Genomic DNA, 738 nt, shown 5'->3' with positions numbered 1-738 from the left:
ATCATTCTTGACGTCGATTCAACAAAAACACAAACTCATGGACATCAGGAAGCTTCTGCATATATCTACCATTATGGTGTCAATGGATACCATCCAATGATGATTAATGAATATAATACCAAACTGTTGTTAAGTTCCAACTTTAGAACAGGAGCAGCATACTCATCTAATGGATTCATCAATGAACTCAAGGAAGTACTGGCACATCTTGATAGAAAAGGCAAGACTGTTTCCATGAGGGGTGACAGTGCATTCTACAATACTGAATTCATGGATTATATGCATCATGAAGATATTCAATACTACATTAGAGCCAAAAGCTATGAAAAGATTCAAAATATGATCATTGAACATCTGGAAGACAATGGAATTGATTATTTGAATTACACAAATCAGGAACCCTATTATGGAGAGATAGAATACTCACCTAAAAGTCTATCCACACCATGCCGATATGTCTTTAAGGTATTTCCAGCACAGGACAAACAGTTGACAATGTTCCCAGTTATCTATTGCATCATAACAAATGACATGAAAAGATCATGCGAAGACATCTGTGACTTCTATGAGGAGAGAGGAAACTCAGAGAACTTCACAAAGGAACTGAAAGATGATTTCGATGGAGATAATGTAGGACATCATGATTTTGAAAAGAACTGTTTCCAGTTCATGATATCATCACTGTGTTATAACTTCTATCATCTATTTAGGATTCTTGTATGAGAAGGCAAAGATCAG

The 738-nt window shown here is 35.6% G+C and carries 1 protein-coding gene; it reads left to right on the top strand.

Features of this window, described 5'->3' with window-relative positions; genetic code table 11:
- Positions 1-723: IS1380 family transposase (locus B5G32_RS13575; protein ID WP_143746689.1), on the top strand; the 723-nt coding region annotated here is incomplete at its 5' end.
- Positions 724-738: the final 15 nt, after the last annotated feature.

Source organism: Massilimicrobiota sp. An80 (genome assembly GCF_002159255.1).
In the GTDB taxonomy this organism is placed as follows: domain Bacteria; phylum Bacillota_I; class Bacilli_A; order Erysipelotrichales; family Coprobacillaceae; genus Allocoprobacillus; species Allocoprobacillus merdigallinarum.
This window is presented reverse-complemented; position numbering and strand designations above follow the sequence as displayed.